Source organism: Changchengzhania lutea (genome assembly GCF_006974145.1).
Lineage (GTDB): Bacteria > Bacteroidota > Bacteroidia > Flavobacteriales > Flavobacteriaceae > Changchengzhania > Changchengzhania lutea.
Genome location: NZ_CP039456.1, coordinates 2,884,270 through 2,904,530 on the forward strand (window position 1 = coordinate 2,884,270; position 20,261 = coordinate 2,904,530).

9 protein-coding genes and 1 pseudogene are annotated in these 20,261 nt (G+C 38.1%); 7 read left to right on the forward strand and 3 right to left on the reverse strand.

The features are described 5' to 3' along the window. Nucleotides 1-15 precede the first annotated feature (15 nt). Nucleotides 16-312, forward strand: coding sequence for a type II toxin-antitoxin system HigB family toxin (locus tag FAF07_RS12975; protein ID WP_142785504.1), 297 nt, complete (start codon nucleotides 16-18; stop codon nucleotides 310-312). Nucleotides 313-322: 10 nt separating this feature from the next. Then, nucleotides 323-694, forward strand: coding sequence for a helix-turn-helix domain-containing protein (locus FAF07_RS12980; RefSeq protein WP_142785505.1), 372 nt, complete (start codon nucleotides 323-325; stop codon nucleotides 692-694). A gap of 50 nt (nucleotides 695-744) precedes the next feature. Here FAF07_RS12980 and FAF07_RS12985 read toward each other — a convergent pair whose 3' ends face one another. Both FAF07_RS12985 and FAF07_RS12990 read right to left on the reverse strand, forming a co-directional pair. Further along, a complete protein-coding gene (locus FAF07_RS12985) occupies nucleotides 745-2,196 on the reverse strand; it encodes an MFS transporter (RefSeq protein ID WP_142785506.1) in 1,452 nt (483 codons plus the stop codon). Between the two features lie 295 nt (nucleotides 2,197-2,491). After that, on the reverse strand, nucleotides 2,492-5,185 hold the full coding sequence (locus tag FAF07_RS12990) for an alpha-L-rhamnosidase (protein ID WP_142785507.1): 2,694 nt from the start codon (nucleotides 5,183-5,185) through the stop codon (nucleotides 2,492-2,494). Between the two features lie 506 nt (nucleotides 5,186-5,691). On the opposite strand from FAF07_RS12990, the gene FAF07_RS12995 reads away from it, so the two are divergent. The 4 genes from FAF07_RS12995 (at nucleotide 5,692) to FAF07_RS13010 (ending at nucleotide 14,457) form a co-directional block, all read left to right on the forward strand. Beyond that, nucleotides 5,692-7,179 (forward strand): sulfatase family protein, encoded by a 1,488-nt coding sequence (locus tag FAF07_RS12995; RefSeq protein ID WP_142785508.1) that lies wholly within the window; start codon nucleotides 5,692-5,694, stop codon nucleotides 7,177-7,179. 110 nt (nucleotides 7,180-7,289) lie between these two features. Next, nucleotides 7,290-8,786 (forward strand): sulfatase family protein, encoded by a 1,497-nt coding sequence (locus FAF07_RS13000; protein ID WP_142785509.1) that lies wholly within the window; start codon nucleotides 7,290-7,292, stop codon nucleotides 8,784-8,786. Between the two features lie 48 nt (nucleotides 8,787-8,834). After that, nucleotides 8,835-10,160, forward strand: coding sequence for a family 43 glycosylhydrolase (locus tag FAF07_RS13005; protein WP_142785510.1), 1,326 nt, complete (start codon nucleotides 8,835-8,837; stop codon nucleotides 10,158-10,160). A 94-nt stretch (nucleotides 10,161-10,254) separates the two neighbouring features. Next, nucleotides 10,255-14,457: a DUF5722 domain-containing protein gene (locus FAF07_RS13010; protein ID WP_142785511.1), complete on the forward strand. Its 4,203-nt coding sequence runs from the start codon at nucleotides 10,255-10,257 to the stop codon at nucleotides 14,455-14,457. A 124-nt stretch (nucleotides 14,458-14,581) separates the two neighbouring features. Here FAF07_RS13010 and FAF07_RS13015 read toward each other — a convergent pair. Then, nucleotides 14,582-15,818: pseudogene (locus FAF07_RS13015) on the reverse strand (IS4 family transposase). A 244-nt stretch (nucleotides 15,819-16,062) separates the two neighbouring features. Between FAF07_RS13015 and FAF07_RS13020 the strand changes: the two are divergent. Then, nucleotides 16,063-20,223, forward strand: a complete 4,161-nt coding sequence (locus FAF07_RS13020) for a DUF5722 domain-containing protein (RefSeq protein ID WP_185956433.1) — start codon at nucleotides 16,063-16,065, stop codon at nucleotides 20,221-20,223. Nucleotides 20,224-20,261 lie beyond the last annotated feature (38 nt).

A 20,261-nucleotide genomic window follows, 5' to 3' on the forward strand; every position in this document is an offset into this window, starting at 1 on the left:
TTTATAATTGAACAAATGAAACGAATAGTTGCAAAAAGTACACTTCGTAAATTTTGGGAAAAACATGAAGATTCCGAACAGTATTTAAAAACTTGGTACAATACAACAAAAAATGCGAAGTGGTTTTCCCCGAATGATGTTAAAGAAACTTATATCAATGCGAGTATTCTTAAAGATGGTCGAGTAGTTTTCAATATCAAAGGAAATTCATATCGATTAATCGTTAAGTTTAATTACGAAAGACAATGGGCATTTATTCGATTCATCGGTACACATGCCGATTATGATAAAATAGATGCAAACTTGATTTAAATAAATAGTTATGGATTTGAAGCCTATTAAATCAGAAAGCGATTACCAAAAATCACTTGAACGCCTTGAAGTAATTTTTGACGCGCCAATCGACTCAAAAGATGGAGACGAAGCGGAAATACTTGCTATGCTGATCGAGAACTACGAAAATGAGTACTATCCTATTGAGGCACCCGACCCTATCGAAGCTATAAAAATTCGTATGGAAGAAATGAATTTACGTCAAAAAGACTTAGTTGGAATAATTGGAGGAAAAAGTAGAGTATCTGAAATTCTAAACCGCAAAAAGCGATTGACTGTAGATATGATAAGAGAATTAGAGCGGTTACTTCAAATCTCAGCTTCGGTTTTGGTAAACAACTATCAGCTTGTACAAAAATAATTGTTTACTACCGTACTCGAGAAGTATAACTTCAAGTTTAAATAGAATAACTATTCAATGGTCTCTCCACTTCGAAAACGTTCCAAGTATTTCTTTGTGATTGGGTATTTCCAAACAGGTATTATCGCTATTGCAGCGAATACCGCAGCGGATAAAAATCCTACCAAGGTTACTTTTTCCATCGTTTCCATGGAATAACTTTCCTGAGCCGCCTCAAACCCCATCTGGGTCAATACAAATCCTGAGAAAAACACTCCGAGCGATTGTGATGCTTTAAACACAAAACTTAGCATTGCGGAATAAGAACCATCTCGAAGTTTGCCTGTTTTGATTTTTCCGATTTCCGAAACATCGGCAACCATGGCAAACGACGTTGGAATCATGGTACCGACCCCTAACCAGAAGAGGTCATGAAAGCCCATAAATGTCAACATGCCACCTGAGAATTCCAATCCGAACAGCTCAAATGGGGCAAAATCCTTAGAAACAAAACCACCCACAAATAGCACGCAGAGCAAAATGTTTCCGATCAGACCAAGGGAAATGCCTGAGAGGATGGCACCTTTTTTCTCAATCCGTTTGGCAAGTGCACTTCCCACAAGAGAGCCAATTGCAAATGCTACCATCGTTGAGGAGTGCACCACGGTTTTTTCGACACTAGAAAACTCCATAAAAAACTCGTACACATAAATCTGTACACTTCCCACAAAGGCGGCTGAAGTGATACCTACCACTGTCATGATATAAACCATACGCAACAACGGGTCTTTTAAGGTATGTCCAATTTCCCTGAACATATTACCGATGCCACCATTACCCTTGGGCTCATCACGGGTATCTTTAGCATATTTTCGTGTAGTAAACATTACAATAGCTAATAGAATAACACCTAACACCAAGCAAGCGATTATCAATGACACATAATTATCTGCCACTGCAGTTGATTTTATGGCCCCTTCTGCTGTATCTTGAAAGAATAGAACCCAACTAAAAGCTGTTAATATGTTAATAAACATACCAAAAGCAAAACGTACCCCTTGAATTTTAGAGCGTCCTTCATAGTCCGTGCATATTTCAAAACCAAGGGCGTTATAAGGTACAAGAAAAATGGTCATACCCGTTCTCATCAGAAGGTTGAAACCCATTAGCCACCCGAATATAGCATATTCACTTTCCATACCTTCTGGGACAAGCCAAAGAAGGGTAAAAAAGAAAAGTGATAAAATCCCGCCCAATAGCATGTATGGATGTCTTTTGCCCCATTTGCTTCTGGTATTGTCCGAAATATATCCCATAATCGGATCTGTAACCGCATCCCAAAAAATAGAAATACTTATGGCAAGTCCCGCCAATGTTGCATCAAGACCTATGACTTGGGTATAATACAACATGGCAAAGTTTAAAATGGAATTCAGCATTATGGAGGTCACACCATCGCCCGATGCATAGGCCATTATGTCACGCATCTTTGTCGGAATTTCCTTTTTTAAAATGGTGGCCATATCTGGTTATTTAAGGTTAGTTGAACTCAGCAATCCATTGATTAGAATGTTTAATATTTTATATTTAAGCGAACAAATATGTGGACAAAAATGGGTTTAAACATATGCTCCACCAAGTATCAAATAAAAATGTAATGTAGAATTATAGTCCTGAAACAGCATCCTGTACTGACCTGTTAAGGGTACTCTATCTATAACATAAAAGATTAATTATCATAGAATTGTTAAGACTGTGGTATAGTTATCAAATATTATCAATACCTAGTAGGTAAGGGAATTTCTAATTCTATTGTTGTCACATTTCGAATCTTATACTAAATGAATAGTGACCAGACCCAATTTTAAGCACCGTTTCTTTATCATTCACTTCTAATATATTGATATTATGTAACTCTAAAATAGATATATTACTCTCTTTGAGAGTTGAAACATTGTTGGAAGGAATAAAAACTTTGGCTTTGGTATTTACAGGAATGCCAATATCCATGATTAATGTATTTTCCTTCCAGTCCCATGCTGAAGAAATAATCCCGTTGATACTTTTATAGCTTCCCTTCATAAACCCCATGTCTTTACTTATTGCAGGTTTTATAATAATATTCCGGTAGCCAGAATCTTCAGAATCGATGCCGAGTGCGCATTGAAACATCCATTGTGTGACAGAACCAAAAGCATAGTGACTAAAAGAATTCATTCTGGCATTGATATCGGAATTCACAGCATCGTTTTTGGTATAGCTGTTCCAGCGTTCCCAAATTGAGGTAGCACCGTTTTCTATGGAGTAGCCCCAACTTGGATATTCGGTCTGTTGAAATATTTTGTATGCCACATCGTTATGTCCATATTTAGAGAGGGACAACATCACGTGTTTGGTACCCAAAAAACCAGTTGCGAACTTAAATCCGTTATTTGTTATTTTTTCGGCCAAACGAGCAGCTCCCTTTTCGGCTATATCTACAGGATATAAATCAAAATATAGGGCCAAGGCATAACTGGTCTGGGTGTCTTCAGTCGTATGGCCGTTTGCTAAAATATACTTTTCGGAAAAAGCTTTTTGAATATTTTCAAATAGTTCTGCGTACTTGAGTGCTTTTTCTATTTTACCCAAGACCCCTGCCATTTCTGCCATTAATAAGGCGTCGTAGCCGTAAAATGAAGCCGCGATAAAGTCATTACTGGTATCTTCATTTACGGAAAGCCAATCGCCCCAATTTCGCCCGCCTTCAGGTCTAAGATAATTTGAACTTGCATCCTCCTGAAATTGCATGAATTTTTCCATGCCCTTATACATGTATTCCAAAATGCGGGTGTCATTGTAGACTTTGTACATTGTATAGGGAATAATGATGCCGGCATCCATCCATGCTGGGGAATATTGATGCTGCCTTGAAAATGGGAAAGGCGCAAAATTAGGATAAGCCCCATACCAAAGCTGGGAATCCTCTAGGTCTACCAAGAATTTGGTCATAAAGGCAGCGATATCCGCATTATAGGTGGCAGAGCGCACATATATATGGGCATCCCCGGTCCAACCCAAACGTTCATCACGTTGGGGGCAATCGGTGGGAATTTCAAAAAAGTTGGCACTCTCTGTGGTTTTTATATTTTTAAAGAGCATATTGTTCATCTCATTAGAACAACTAAACGTACTTGCATTGGTCTCAATGGAACTTAATGCGATACCCGTGATGGTATCAGTTGTCGGTTTTTCTGGCAATCCCGTAACTTCAACATACTGAAAGCCGTGATAGGTAAATCTAGGTTGCCAAGTTTCGATGCCGTCTCCCTTTAAAATATAAGTGTCCGTCGCTCTGGCCTCACGGAGATTATCGGTCTGAATGTTGCCGTCCTTTTTAAGTATTTCTCCAAATCGAAGCTTTACTTTGGTTCCTTTTGGTCCTTGCACCTTTAAGAGTGCAAAACCAGCGATGTTTTTTCCCAAATTAAAAACAAAGGTATCGGGAACAGGTTCCGTAATATTGAGAGGCGTTAGACGTTCGGTATTCTTGACCAAGGTGCCAGGATGTGCCTGCAGTTTTCCTTTTGGGAAAGGATACATTATTGGATAGTGCCAATCGCTATCATCATAATTTGAAGCATCCCAACCCGTTTTTTCCAATCGGGAATCGTAGGTTTCGCCCATAAGGATGTCCGCTTCCCGAATAGGTCCTTGGTCGACTTTCCAAGTATCGTCAGACGCTATAATTTCAAAGCTTCCGTCTTCATATTCTAATTCAATCTGGCCCATAAACGATGGATTGACCCCATAGAATTCCCTGACCTTATCCAGCCTAAGGTAGAGTGCATAGCCCACATAACCCGCATACCATCCATCTGCAATGACTGCTCCTATGACGTTTTCGCCTTCAAGCAAACTGTCGGTAACATCAAAGGTCTGATAGTATAAGCGCTTATCATAATCCGTCCAACCAGGTAGAAAGTTTGCATCCCCTACCTTTTTTCCATTAATGTGCAATTCGTATAAACCCAAAGCGGTTGCATATACCGTTGCTTTTTTTATTTTTTTATTTAAAACGAATGGCTTGCGCAGGTATCTTGCTGGAGGCAGATATAAACTATCATATTTATCCAATGTATTGTGTCCCACATCGTGCCCGATGAAGGCACCCTTCCAATTGGAAAATTTCAACAGTCCCATAGACCAAAAAGCTGGTTCGCTCCATTCGGATTCCCGGTCTGTTTCATCCCAAACCTTAACTTTCCAATGATACGTTGTATTTGATTCCAGCAAAACTCCATCATAGACAATCTGGTTGGTGGCATTGGAAGAAATCTTGCCACTATCCCAAACATCCGCTGTATTTTTTAAGAGGTTTTCTTTAGAAGTAGCAATCAATATACGATAAGAAGTCTGGGTTCTGTTTCTTCCTTCTCCAATTAAAACCCAGCTAAATCTGGGAATTGGGATATCCAAACCCAAGGGATTTTTTCGATATTCGGTTCTTAGTTCATCGATTTTCAATGGCACGGAATTATTTATTTTTGAATGTTTATGGTTCAAGGGAAAGATGGGAATTTAAAGACTATTTAACTTGGACCTTTTTTATTTATTTTAAAAAAAGCTACTTAAAGAAGGCAGCCTCCGTTTAGGTTCAAACTCCAATATAAGTAGTATTTCGATTTATTTTTAAGTTATCTCAAAAAGGTTCAACTCAATCAATTGGGATGATTCTTATCTCAATGCATTAAATCATATAATCTTGTAAATGAAATATAAAAGTATGCAAGGTCAAAACTACACCCTTTAAACGCATCCTGTACAATGCTGATACATTAATTTTACATTCCCAGAATGAATAAAAACTTTAAGCCGTTTTCTTATTCATTAAGAAAACTAGTATTAATATGCCCGATAACAGTACTGTACAGGATGGAAACATTAGAACCTTAACTTATTTTTAGCACACTTTGATAAATTTTAAAGTGCATAAAGATTAAACTATTTGAATGGAGTTAATTTAAATAATCTGTATAATGAAGACTAATATCTTGATATCCTTTTGTGTTCTATTATTTCTCATATCATTTTCTTGTAAGGAGCAGGAGAAACAAGTTGCGGAGATCGAGGTAAAGAAGCCCCTTAACGTCGTACTGATTTTGACTGATGATCAAGGTGCTCATCTCTCAGCCTTAGGAACGCCAGAGATTTCAACTCCTCATGTAGATGCCTTGGCAAAGAACGGAATTTTGTTTACAAATGCCTTTGCTGTTGTACCATCATGCTCGCCAAGTCGAAGTTCAATCATGACGGGTATGTATCCGCATGCCAACGGGCATTGGAGAAATACGATTACGCCAGAACTGTCTGATGATGATAAAGAATTTACTCGTGAAGGCTCTAGAATAGATAAGGTCGGGATTCATGAATACATCAAGACACTTCCTGAAGTGCTTCAAGATAACGGTTATTATACGGCAATAACCCAAAAGTTTCATATGAGTCCACCGTGGAAATTTCCTTATAATGGCAGAAACGCCATTCAGAATAATCACAATGATTTTAAAAAGGTCATTTCTGATTTTATTTTTGAAGCGGGAGATAAGCCATTCTTTTTCCAAACGAATATTGCTCCACCACATCGAAATTTAGATAAACATATGGACGATTTTCCAAATTTTCTTCCAAACAAAGATAGTATTGCCGTGCCTGAATATTTGGCCGATACACCAAAAATGCGAGAGGATCTGGCAAAATATTATGGCTCCGTACAATTGGCCGATGCTTGTGCAGGAAGCATCATTGAAACACTTAGGGAAAAGGGACTGTTAGAAAATACTCTGATTATTTTTACTGGTGACCAAGGCGAGCCCTACCACAGAGCAAAAGCATCGCCCTACTATGCGGGCTTGCACGTACCCTATGTGGCGAGCGGCCCAGGGCTTGAGAGTGGTAAAATATCTGATGCATTGATTTCACATATCGATATCATGCCAACGATTTTGGATTATTTAAAAATTGAAATTCCTGAAACTGTTCAGGGTAAATCTTTAAAATCCATTTTTACAGGTGAAGAAGAAAAAGTTTCGGACAGGGATTATGTATTTGGTGAACATAATTCCCATGGCCCTCCCCGCGTTGAACATTACCCAAGTCGGGTTATTTTTGATGGTCGATTTTATTATATCCAAAACCTGATGCATCAAAAATCCCATGAACTTCCTGCCGATTTAAGGGTTGAAGAAGCTTGGGGAAACCGCAGCTATCAAGCGACCTTGGATGCCAAAGATTCGCACCCTGTACAATATAAACTTTTAAAACTATTGGAATCAGGCCGGCCCTTTGAAGAATTATACGATATGGATAACGACCCAGGCCAATTGGTCAATCTCGCTGGGACAGAAGAGCATGCAGAAAAACAGCAAGAGCTAAAAAATGCACTTGAAAGTTGGAGAGCGGATTCAGGGGACCTGGCTGATGACCCGTTGGAGATTAAGACAAGACAAATAAAAGTAGGAGGATAGAATAAAGAGAAGAGAGAAGCTAAAAAAGTTAAAAGAGGCAGGAGGGAGGAGTCTTTTTTATTTCATTTTAAAATTCAGGAAAGCAAACAACCGAGATAATTTATCATTTTATGAAGAATATAAAAAGGGTACTGTGTTATATAACAATCTTGTGCTATATAGTAAGTTGTAAGGATTTCGATTCGACAGCAACCATGAAACCGAAATATCAAGCAAAAAGACCAAACATTATTTTTATAATGGATGACCAACACCGTTATGATGCATTAGGAATGATAAATCCCCAAGTAATAACACCTACTTTAGATAGTTTGGCTAGAAGTGGTATTTTATATAGTCAAGCAGTTTGTCAAGCACCTATGTGTGTTCCTAGTAGAAACTCAATCATGTTTGGATTGTATCCCAATCAAACAGGTGTCTATACAAATAGTGGTGGCGTCCAAGATTCATTAATGCCAGGGAAAACCATGGTACAATATTTTAAGGATGCAGGCTATGAAACGGCTGGTTTCGGAAAAACACATTGGGGAAAATATAAGACAGATACGCGCGGATTTGAAACAAGATATGTATCCGAAATTCCAGAAAAAGGGGCTATGAGTATGCAAGAAATGAACCCCGAAGCTAAAGTACGGTATGATGCTGAAATCGAAGCCATGGGTCCGGGAGAAGAAAACAATATTGGTTATTTGGGTTTTACCAGTAAGTTACCTGAAGAGGATCATCGCGATGGATGGGTTACCAAACAGACCATCAATTATATTGAAAACCGAAATGATGATAGGCCATTATTCTTATATCTCTCCTATATGAAACCCCATGCTGGTCATAATATCCCAAAAGGCTATGAAGATATGTATGATTTAGACAGCATGAAGTATGCGCAACAGCCACCTTGGGAGAAGGACTACTCACCACATTCGGCTGGGGTAAATAGAAGAGGACTCTATGAAACTTATTGGAAAAATGCTTCTGAAGAAGAATGGAAACTCATGACTATGCGCTATTATGCCAACGTGACCTGGATAGATGATATGATGGGAAGCACATTAAAAACAATGAAAGACAAAGGCTTATTGGATAACGCTATTATTGTTTATACCTCCGATCATGGAGAGATGCTAGGGGAACATTATTACCGTTTTAATAAATATAATTTATATGATCCTAGTGTAAGAGTGCCTATGATTTTGGCAGGAAGTGCTTTGCCTGATACAACTAAAGAAAATACGGTAAATTCCACACCAACTGAAAATATTGATATCATGCCTACCCTATTGGATTTGGCGGGCATTACACCAGAGAGGGCATTACCTGGAAAAAACCTTTTCGCAAACAATAACAGAACCGCCAGTTTCTCTGCACTTCATGAACGCAAAGGAGAGGCCGCATTTATGTGGCGCACCAACACACATAAACTGATTTTAGTATTTAATCGTAAGGAAAACATGAACGATTATACTCGTGACAACATTATAACAGGTGAATTTTACAATTTGGAAAAAGACCCAATGGAATGGCTGGATCTCTACGATTCGAAAGAAGTTACAGAACTTCAAAAGAAATTCACGGATGGATTATTGAAGCATCTTCAGGAAATGGATTAAAACAATTTCTCTCTATTTTTTTAATGAGTTCATTAACAGAAAAAAATCATGAATGTTAAATATAGTGTGAGTTTTATTTCAGTGTTAAGTCTATGTCTTCACCTATCAGAAGTTGTGAAAGCGCAAAACCCTATTTCGCCTCCAGGGATTTATATTGCAGACCCATCAGCAAAGGTTTTTGAAGATGGAACCCTTTATGTTTATGGCTCTACAGATGAAAGCACGACCTACTATTGTTCAGGTAAGCATGACATTTTACATACAGAAAATATGATGGATTGGCATCTAACCGAAAATGTATTTGCTTCCAAAGAAACCAACGACCAAGTACCTTATAATGATGCCGTATTATTTGCACCAGATGCTATCAAGAAAAATGATACGTATTATCTATATTATTGCCAACCAGATATAAATGCACCAGAAGGTGTGGCTACTTCCAAAAGTCCATTGGGACCTTTTACAAATGGTGAAAAAATAGATTTAAAAGGCCACAATCAAATAGACCCTTCGGTTTTTATAGATGATAATGGTACTGCCTATTATGTATGGGGACAATTTAGTCTTAAAATAGCGAAGCTTAATCCTGATATGAAAACCATTGACCCGTTGACCCTTCAAAAGGATATTATTACAGAAAAAAATCATTTTTTTCACGAAGGTGCTTACCTTACCAAACGAAAGGATCTTTATTATTTAGTTTACTCAGATATTAGTAGGGAAGATAAACCCACCTGTTTAGGCTATGCCACCAGTTCCTCTCCTTTTGGTCCTTATACGTATGGTGGTGTCATTATAGACAATAATGGTTCCAATCCTGGTAATTGGAACAATCATGGTTCTATTGCATCATTTAATGACCAATGGTATGTATTTTATCATCGTTCAACACATGGGGTTCGAACGATGAGAAAAGCCTGTGTTGAGAAAATAACTTTTCTGGATGATGGCTCTATTCCCGAAGTAGAAATGACCTCTCAAGGTGCAGGTTTACCAATTAAAGCAAAAAATAAAGTTGACGCCGCTTCGGCTTGTCTATTACAAGGCAACGTTCTTATTGAGAAGGCATCTGAAGCGAATGAAATTCTTTCTAAGTTTAAAAATAAGGATGCTGCTATTTATAAATATTTAGATTTTGGAGATGGTATTGCTTCCATAAAAATTCATGTAAAATCTATTTCAGGTGGCCAATTAAATATTTATTCTGATAAACCTTGGCATAAAAAATTGGCAACCTTGATGCTTGAGCCGAATAAGGATTGGCACACCATTACGGTTCCAGTAAAAAATGAAACTGGCATTCACGCTCTATGGTTTGAGGCCTCAGGAGCCGAAGGGGAATTATTTGAAATAGATTGGTTTCAGTTTAATTAATTCCATTATATGACCTTGATCAGTAAACCATAACAGGTTAGTGCAGGGTACGATTTACAGATTGAAGTCTTAATTTTATTAAAAATTTTTAATCATGAAAGAAAAATTATGCTTCCTCTTTTCAATTTTGAGCCTTACAATATATGCTCAAAATATTACACTAGAACTAAATCCCAGTCTTAAAAATCAAATGAACATCACTGAAAATCCCATGGGAACTTATGATATACAAACCTTGGGTGGTGATCCTTGGATCGTTACGCGACCCGTGGAAACCTATGATCCCAATCAGGTTTATGTAATAAGCTTTGATTACATCGCAACAAATGGACTGGATAATTTTCAGATTTTTTATGGAGCTCCAATAAATCCAACAAATAGAAGAAGGGATTTTGGCAGTCTGGCACCTTCAACAGAATACACGACTTTTAAGGCTTTTATGAAATATGAGGTGGGCAACTGGAGTATTTTTGATCGCTTTCGCTTTGATTTTGGAAGAGCAGCCGGTCAAAATATTACGGTTAAAAATGTGCGATTAAGAGCAGCACTTCCAGGAGAGGTAGTGCCGTTGGCTTTGAATTTGGCACGTAGAAATCAGATATCCGTTGTAGAAGATCCAGAAGACACCTATAGTATTTCTAGTTTAGGAACCGACCCATTCATCTATTCAGAAACAATTACAACCCCATACGATCCTAATAAAGCCTTTGTTTTGGCATTTGATTATACCTCTTCAACAGGACTGGATGATTTACAGATTTTTTATGGAAAACCCACTAGTCCCGCGAGGCGTGTATTACTAGGCGCTCTTACAGAAGCAAGTTCTAAAACTAATATTTCGGTTCTTATGACCATAAGTGCACCGGTTTGGGATTCTTTTTATGACGAATTCCGATTTGATTTTGGCAGGTTTGCAGGACAGGATATTACCGTGAGCAATTTGGTGCTTCGAGAGCCCACCAATGCAGAAAAGAAATTATTAGCACCAAAAGAAATTATTCCAATTGAACTGGATATAAATAACACGAGTGGTGGTCTCAGTGCTACAGAAGTTGAAACAGGATCCTATGTTTTAGATACCTCTGGGAATGACCCCTGGATTCGCTCAAAATCCATTGATGTACTATATGATATCGAAGAGTCCTATATTATTTCTTTTGAGTATCGAACAGAAACGGTATATAATGAACTGGAAATTTTCTATGGACCACCTATAATTGGAACTCAAAAGTTGAGTGCTGGCGAAATTCCTGTAGCTTCGGACTGGACCACATACACGATTAATCCTAGACTTTTGGTTAATAATTTTCAGGATAATGAATGGACGACATTTCGATTCGATTTTGGTAAAAATGAAAATGTGACGAAATCCATAGAGGTTAGGAATATCCAAATTAGAAAACCAACAGCTCAAGAATTAGAAGATGAGCAGAATAGCGATAAATTTTTAAGTGTTTTAATAGATCAGGAATTTAGGGACTATCTCAATACTACCTTTGCCAATACCATCTCATTGGTTAAGGTGGATATGGATATGGTGAATATAACTGGTACGATAACAAACGCCACTGAGGAATTTTTTTTGGCAGAGATTGAGCCACATCAATATGGTTTCAATCAATCTGAGTTTAACTTTATCACGCCTATAGCTATTACAAATGACACCTTTGATATAGACGTTGAACGTTTTATCCAAAAATCTGACCATAATTATGATCGATTATATTCCAGATGGGTCATTGTTAGAAAAACAGGCGAAAGCACATACGAATATACTTCTAATGCCGTCTGGGCAGGAGACATTTCTGCAATAGCATTAAATAACATAGAAGAAGATAAAGCAAGTTCCATTAAAGGATTGGACGGATTAGGGCCTTCAACACTCTCTAACTTTTCCGATCTAACTGATCTTGATATAAAAAGCATGAAACTTAATCTGTTGCTTAATGGTGTTTTAAGCCTAAATCCTACTGGGCTAACACATGAATTCAATGGAAAGATTTACAATATCAGTCCTGGGTTTGTAACCGGTTTTGACCAACGTATAAAAAGGTTAACAGATAATGGCATTAAAGCCGCTTTTGTGCTCTTGATACCTTTAAATATAGGCAATGAAGATTTAAGACGCATCTTTGTGCATCCAGATGCATCCCTTGGATTATACAGTATGGCTAATGTTGCCACCGAAGAAGGTGCAGAATATTATGCAGCAGTTGTTGATTTTTTGGCAGAGCGCTATTCAAGACCAGATAAACTTTATGGACGATTGGATCAATGGATTATTCATAATGAAGTGGACGCCCATACCAATTGGACACATGCAGGTCAAAAACCAGTATCTCTATACACTGAAATATACAACCGCTCCATGCGTATGGTGCATTATACGATTAGAAAACACAACCCTTCCGCAAAAGTTTTTGGATCGTTTACCAAACACTGGAATAGTGTTCCCGGTAGCAGTGCCAATTTTAAATCCAAAGACATTCTTGATGTTTTGGTACGGTTATCTGTTAAAGAGGAAGATTTTGAATGGGGTATTGGTTGGCATTCATACCCAACCAATTTGTTTAATCCTAAAGTATGGAATGATGCCGCTGTAAAAACACAGTTAAATTTCGACACCCCTGAGATTACGCCAAAGAATTTGGAAATGATTGATGCGTATGTTAGACAGAAGGACGTATTATATAATGGCAAAAAAGTAAGGACTATATTGTTATCTGAAAACGGTTTTAGTTCAAACACAGCTAAAAACCCAAACGCCAACGAAACCAATCAAGCGGCGGCACTCGCCTATTTCTGGAAGAAAGCAAACTTAAGATTGCCTTCTATAGAAAACATCCAATTGCACAGATGGGTAGATAACCCTAATGAAGCTGGACTGGAATTTGGATTGTGGACTGTTTTAGATGGTACAAATGATGGTTTTGATCGCAAAAAAGAAGGCTGGTATGTTTGGGAAGCTGCTGGTACCGCCAATGAAAATACTGTATTCGATCCTTATAAATCTGTTATAGGAATTAATGATTGGAATGAAATATATAATGATGTTGCTATCGAAGTTACCCCTTATGTTGTCAACATAAGTATTGAAAATTGCGGCAGTAATTTGAATGAACTATTGGTAAGTTTTAATGGGGAATTGAAAATTCCACAACAAGACGGCTCCTTGATTTTTTATAATGTAGCTTCTAATGTATTGCAGCCCTATACTATTAAAAAAGGCAGTGTTATATTGGCATCAGATGTCCTTAATATTACTGAGGATACTGAATTAAATATCAATCTTATTGCAGTTGAAAATGTTTCAGCTAAAGGAATCTCTCCATCAGAAATTGAAATTAATTGGAATTCCAATCTTCAAGACTTTCAAGGATTTGTAATTGAAGTAAAGAAAGAAGGTGGTAGCTTTTCAGAATTGGAACGCGTATCGGCAGAAACATTCAGTTATGTTCACAGCGGAGTTGTAGCTGGAACACGATATTTTTACAGAGTGGCGGCTGAATTGGACGGGGAGACCTTGTCGTGTTATTCCGAAGAAACTTCAGTTATCGCTCCATTCTTAATTGCAGATTATAAGGACGGTGATAAGAATAAAACACAGAACAACAAAATAAGACCGCACCTTATCCTAAGAAATGAAGCTGAAAACGCCATCGATTTAAGCCGGGCCACGGTAAGGTATTGGTTTACCGCAGAAGATGTTTCCACTTTAAGGTTCAAGTTGGATGAAGCCGGTAGTTTAGGGTTGGAAAATGTAAAGGGAACCTTTGTGGCTTTAGAAGCACCATTAAATAAGGCTGATTATTACTTGGAACTATCCTTCACTCAAGGAACATCAATTTCTGCCCTTGGTGATTCGGGAGCGATCAAGACCAAAATTGAAAAATCCAGACCATCACTCTTTGATGAGCTGAACGATTACAGTTATAAAAATGCATCAAGCTTTCAGGAAACCAGAACCATCACCGTTTATTGGGACGGAGAACTGGTCTGGGGAGATGAGCCAGGTGAAGCGGAACCATCTACAACCCAATATACGGAGAAGTCACTTTTGTTGACGGTGTATCCGAATCCGACACAAGGACGAACCAACATTAAATGGGCCGAGAAAATAATCGAGGTGGGCAATTTTGAATTGATAGATTATATGGGGAGTTCTTATAAGGTAAAACAAAGCAAGGTCAAAGGAGATGAAATATCCTTTCGGTTTTCTGGATTAAGGACCGGGATTTACCTTCTTAAAGGAAGTATCAATGGCCAGGTAGTAGCACATAGATTATTGATATTATAAATAAAAATTAAGATTTTTAAAGTTTAAACGAGTTCGTTTATAAATTTATCACTAGCATCCGAAAGTTTTTATAGAAATGTAAAAACCATAGTTTTATCCCAATGTTTTCGTTTAATATATTAGATTACCCAGAAAATAAGTCTGCCTCGAACACCCATTCTGTTTGCGTTGAAAACGTGACCTTACGCACGCCTTCCCTTACGTGGTTGCATACGTAATCCAGTGATAGATAGTGATACAGGCAAAATCTAATTTTTTCTGATAAATTGGAAAAAGCAACTGCTTTTTTGGAGATAGTTCGTTTTATGAGCTCTAAGAGCAGATAATTTATCAGGGCTACATATATTTGGGACTTTACTGCATTTTCACTGGTTCCCCAAAAGGTCTTTACCTGTAGGTTTTGTTTTAAGGCTTTAAAAAACAGTTCTATGTCCCAACGTTTCTTGTACAGTTCCGCAATGGTACCGTGCTCCCAGTCAAGTTGGTTTGTAACAATGGCTATCACTTTGTTTTCATCTTCTTTACAGCCGTGTGCCAATCTTAGTTTTTGTCCTGAAATCCCTGTTTCCATTGCCTTGTTTGAAGTCAGTTGGATTATTTCATCTTTCAGTATATTTTGGTCAACATGATCTGGCAGTTCCAGTTCTTCTATCGTTTGGTACAACGTATTGGACTTGATCCTGGTAACAAATACATTTTCTGCCTTTATCCTGTTGAGCATCAATTCAAAATCAAAATAAGCCCTATCTTCAACTATAATGGTGTCTTTAGGATAAATCAATTGCTTTAACCCATATCTGTCGTGCACCTTTGCTTCTGTAATATTTACCACATCTGGTATCATTAAATTGTAATCCCAACTTGTATGTAATTTAATGCCCCCTTTTGCTGTCCGAAACTCTGCCCAATCAAACATGGCCAAACATAAGGATATCGTTGAGCTATCTATTAGTTTAACAACCTTGCCCTTGATCTCTTGTATAATGTGCGTGTTATGATGTTGTTTCAGTACCGATTTATAGTGGCTCAATAAACGATAATGCAAACTCTCAAACACCTGCCAGTCCCTGTTTTTATTGCCATCGCCCATTGTGGAACGCGCTGGGCCTTGGCGCAGGCCCCAAGTCGTTTATGAAAATTTCGCTTACTCCAATCCCTGCCGATATATCATTCAAGCTCTGGCACTTATTGAGCTGTCCGAAAGTTAGTGCTACAAACTGATCGTATGTTCTGTATTTATGAACACCTTTGTCCGTTTTGTAAGTATTTGTGCAACTTTTAATTAACCAAGGTGGTACTAAATCTAATATTTGTCGAATTATTGGTTTATTGGTATTTTTGTTTCGCCTGAAGGGCCCCATATTTGAAAAGTTTTTCGTAGAACCCTAAAATAAGGGATTCTGAGGGCTTTTTAAAATAGCGACTTTCAGATGCTAGTATAAATTTATAAAAGGTTGTGGAAAATTCCATAACCTTTTTTTTGGAGTCAATAATGTAAGGGGTTAGTCAGGTGGGTACAGGACACTTACAAGTGGAAATGATAGTAGATTTATCTAAATTAAATATTCTATCATGTCTCTAAAATTACTATTAAAATTCTCTTTCTTGAATTTCTTCTGTCTCCTTGGTTTTTTAATGGTTGCTCAAACAATTCCATTGGAATTAAACACTAGCGTAAAACAACAAATGAATATCACCGAAGGCCCTGCTGGTACTTATGATATTGAAACTACAGGCGGAGATCCTTGGATTATTACAAAAGCAATCGCAAATACCTATGATCAAGATGAGGTATATGTCGTCAGTTTTTTATATGATGCCCCTGCAGGATTGGATAATTTGGAGCTTCGATATCGGGACAACGCTTCTACATTTAACGGGATCCGTAGGTTAAATTTAGGGTCATTGCCGGCTACATCAGGTTTAACTCCCTATAAAATATTCATAAAGTTAGATGCGGTAGAATGGGACAAGGCCTATACGGTTTTTAGGTTCGATTTTGGAGTTTCCGCTAACCAGAACCTTCAAGTTAAAGACATTCAACTAAGGGCTCCTACAAGGTCTGAAGTTGTGGAAATAGATCTGGACGTCACCGGTAAAAACCAGATGAATATCTCCCAAAATACGGATGGGAGTTATAGTATTTTAACCACCGGTGGGGATCCCTGGGTTAAATCCCAATTATTGTCAGAAACTTACGATTACGAAGAAACCTACATTATGACCTTTCAATATTTGGCGGTCAACGGTAGCGGTGCCTTTGGGATAGACGACGTTCAAATATTTTATGGATTTCCACCGGCAGGAGCAAGGAGTGTAACCTTGGGTGAGCAGCCAGCGGCACCTAATTGGAAAACCGCGAGTGTTAACCTTAAACTCAGGGCTTCACAATGGAACCAGGCTTATGATGGCTTCAGGTTTGACATGGGCCGTAGGGCAGACCTTAACATTAAAGTGCGAAACTTTGCATTAAGAGCCCCGACCCCAGCCGAAATTGCTGCAACCACACCGGTTAACAATATACCTATTACCCTTAATCTTAACAGCCAGGCCCAGATGGACGCTGTCCAAAATGCAGATGGCAGTTATACCATAGAAACCTTAGGGAATGATCCGCGGATTACTTCGAATACCATAGAACAATTCTACGATTATAATGAAACCTTTTACATGAGTTTTGAATATATAGCATCTGAAGGTCTGGACAATCTTACCGTTTTTTATGGACCTCCCTCCCCAACCAGAAAAATAGATTTTGGGGATCTGGAACCAACGGAAGTTTACAAAAACATTAATGTAAATATGAAACAATTTAAAACTTGGAACAGTATGTTTACACAGTTTCGATTTGATTTTGGGACCTCCCCCAATCAGCTTATCCAGGTTAGAAACATACGATTAAGAAAGCCTACCCAAGAAGAACTTGACAATGATCCCATCATTATCAATCAGAAAAACAACGCCTTTCTTAGCAACTATTTTAATAGTGAATATACTTCAGAAGTTGCCAAGGCAATGGTCACACAAGACAGTGTATTTGTTCAAACTATAATACCTCAGAATAGCGGAAATCTATTTTTATGCGAATTAAAAATGTACAATGCTATTTTTGAACCAGAGGATATTACCTTTTCATTACCGCTTTCTTCAGAAGAATTTATTGAAACTGAATTGGAGCGTTTTATCGATGTAGAAGGGGAAACTTATGACCGGATCTATTCTAGATGGGTCATCGCAGAAAAGAATGGCGATGATTATATATATGTGTCCAGTGCCAAATTTCCTGATGACATTTATAAAGCGAACAAACGGTATTTAGCAGAAGAAAAGCCCTTATCCGTAAAAGGAATTGGAGCATCGGCTGGCCCACAATATGCGTCAGACCTATCAGATCTTGGGGCTGAAAATGTACGAACAGGCATTTTATATGGAAGTCTTTTAAGTTTAGTGCCAACCTCGATGAGTTATGAATTTAATGGAAAAACCTATTATTTCAATCCGAACTATGTGAATCGTCTGGATCAACGCTATAAAAACTCTACCGATAATGGATTAACCACGACGGTCATAATCCTGATACCAAGTAACATTGAAGCTGATAAGAAGGTGATATTAACCCACCCGGATGCCGATAGTGATGCATTTTTTAGTATTGCAAATGTTACCAGCCCAATAGGGGTAGAATATTATGCCGCTATGACGTCATTTTTGGCAGAGCGCTATACCAGACCCGATGAATTATATGGGCGCATTACCAACTGGATCATTCATAATGAAGTCGATGCAGGTTCTGAGTGGACCAATGCCGGTGAAAAGCCTATGGACATCTATACCGAACTGTACGATCGTTCTATGAGAACCGCCTACTATTCCATAAGACAGTTTGATCCTGCAGCAAAGGTGTTTATTTCCTTGACACAGTTTTGGAACGCCGCTGTCGATTATCCGCCAAGACTAATGTTGCAGACTCTTAACAAATTGAGCGAAACCGGTGGGGATTACGAATGGGGCATAGCCCACCATCCCTATCCCCAGAATGGATCTGCCACGTGGAATGACATCCAGGTGACCAATGACTTAATGACTTCTCCAAAAATCACCCCGAAGAATATAGAGTTAATGGATACTTGGATTAGATCCAAGGAAAATCTATACAAAGGCTTAAAGGTAAGGTCATTAATGTTTACCGAACAAGGAATTAATGCAGGTAGGGATTATGATGAAGAAACCTTTCAAAGACAGGCAGCTGGAGTAGCCTATATGTGGAAAAAGTTTAGTCGGTTACCATCTACAGAAGCCATTCATTATCATAGATTGGTTGACAATGCATCCTTATTTCCGGTACACTTTGGCCTGTGGACAAGAGATGAGGCATCTAATGCACCAGAGAAAAGAGGAATAAGAAAACCTAGTTGGTATGTTTGGCAGGCTGCCGACACTGAGAACGAAGAGGAAGCATTTGAATTTGCCTTGCCGATAATAAATGTTTCCAGCTGGGAAGAAACTTTTAACACCTTAATGGGCGAGGTTAATCTTTGTGATGTAACATTCAATTTAACCAACGATGAAAGTGTGGCCAGTGACATTGAAATCTATTTTAATGGAGAGATGCACAGATCCGAAAATGATGGCTTTGCCAATTTTTATAATGCAGCATCCTTGCCGGACGAAAGAACCATCAGGTATGTTACTAATGACACGCTCATTTGGCCAGAATTAACCCTAGTTGTTCAAGAGGACAAGGAAGTTTTTATGGATTTAAAGCCAGTGGATAATCTGGAGGCCGTGGGGATTTCGCCCACTCAAATTTTAGTTAAATGGGATGACATTACAGACTTTGAAGACGGATTTATAATCGAAAGGCGATCAGAGAACGAGTCGAACTTTACGTTACTTGAAAGCGTTTTGGCTGATACAACGAGTTATCTTGATGAAGGCCTTACGCCAGGAATGCGCTATTATTACAGAATCCGTGCATTTAATGAGGAGGTTAGAACGATTAACTCTAATGAAGTAGATGTTTTAGCACCATTCCTACTTGTAGATTATAAGGACGGTGATAAGAATAAGCCTCAAAACAATAAGATACGGCCGCATGTCATCCTAAGAAATGAAGCAGAAAATTCAATCGATTTAAACCGGGCCACGGTAAGATATTGGTTTACTGCAGAGGATTATTCGCCATTACGCTTTAAGGCAGAGAAAACAGGTATTTTTGATAAGAAAAGCCTCCACGGTGATTTTGTTGCTGTTGAACCTGTGCTCGACGGTGCCGATTATTACCTGGAACTTAGTCTTGATTCAAATTCTCAAATTCCAGCTATGGGATCATCCGGGGAAATCAGGATGAAAATAGAAAAATCACGCCCGTCACCTTTTAATGAACTTAACGATTACAGTTATAAAAATGCTTCAAGCTTTCAGGAAACACGAACGATCACTGTCTATTGGGATGGCGAATTAATCTGGGGCGAAGAACCTAATGCGGTTCAAAATTCGACAGAAACGGAAACAGTTACTTCATCGATACTTTCAGTCTATCCCAATCCAGCAAAGAACTCAACAAACTTAAAATGGGCTGAAGACATTATCAGTGTTGGTAATTTTACGTTATACGATTATTACAATGTTCAGCATACGGTAAAAACCAATATAAACGAAAGTGACGTTCTATCTGTAAAATTACCTAATCTTAAACAGGGATTATATATTTTAAAAGGACAGATTAATGGTGAAGAGATATTATATAGGTTGCTTGTAGAATAATATATTGTTCTTTCTACTAGTAGATCGGATTTAAAAAA